General features: G+C 35.5%; 1 protein-coding gene and 1 pseudogene. Both read left to right on the forward strand.

Going from position 1 to position 894, the window contains the following annotated elements:
- Positions 1 to 314, forward strand: a 314-nt coding sequence (locus tag E1171_RS24050) for a hypothetical protein (RefSeq protein ID WP_222931300.1), incomplete at its 5' end; no start/stop codon positions are given.
- A 229-nt stretch (positions 315 to 543) separates the two neighbouring features.
- Positions 544 to 894 (forward strand): annotated as a pseudogene (locus E1171_RS00650) (DDE-type integrase/transposase/recombinase); the annotation flags it as partial.

Below are 894 nucleotides of genomic sequence, written 5' to 3' on the forward strand. Positions count from 1 at the left end.
TCATTCTGGAGTTCATTTCACTTTATCGAAAAGAAAGTCAGCTTATTTCATTAGACAATATGTCATTTCAAAAATATCTGAAAAAATACTACAAATTAAGGTTGAAAGTAAACTATATCATTACACCTATATGCTTTGCGTTATATATTTTCGGCTTTACAAGGTTGCTGCCATATTTTCAACAAGAGTTTTCCGAAGGTTTTTATACTTATATCTTAATTTCCGGATTTGTCTCACTTTTTGTATTAGCAATAATTATTGCGAACAGCACACTGAAGGAAAGTAATTTTCTAAAGCAATTGAATAGAAGATAGTCTAAAAAAATCAGACCAATACAAATGATCGAAATAAAAAACACCAAAATACAACAAGGTATAAAAGCAATAGCGGTTCGGGTGGTAACTCGAACCGCTTTTTGTGTTTAATTAAGTATATTGTTGTCCGAAAGGTAGTTGTGAACAATCCGCTACTGCTCATACACTAGACCGTTGTGCACAAGTAAGGTACGATAAAGGGAATTGGTTTACACTTTTTGAGTAGGTTTTGATTGAAAGCAAAATCAAATACTGTTATCCATTAATCATACCGGACTCCATAAGTCGATTTCTTTTTATAGCCAAAGCACAATACAAGGAGAACTTTGTGGCCTCTAAAGCTGAATTTACAAAGGTTTTTAAAAGGTATGGTTTTCCCAAACAAATTCATACTGAAAATGGTGGACCCTTTGGATCGGTAGCAGCGATCCAGCAGTTCACAAGGCTCTCCTATTGGTTTATTGACTTGGGTATTCTACCTGTAATTTCGGACCCGGCCCATCCGGAACAAAATGGCAGACATGAACGGATGCACAGAGATTTAAAGGCAGCTTGTGCTATGCCCTCTGCTTTTGATTTA

Origin of the sequence: Xanthovirga aplysinae, from assembly GCF_009711365.1 — a bacterium.
Classification (GTDB): domain Bacteria; phylum Bacteroidota; class Bacteroidia; order Cytophagales; family Cyclobacteriaceae; genus Xanthovirga; species Xanthovirga aplysinae.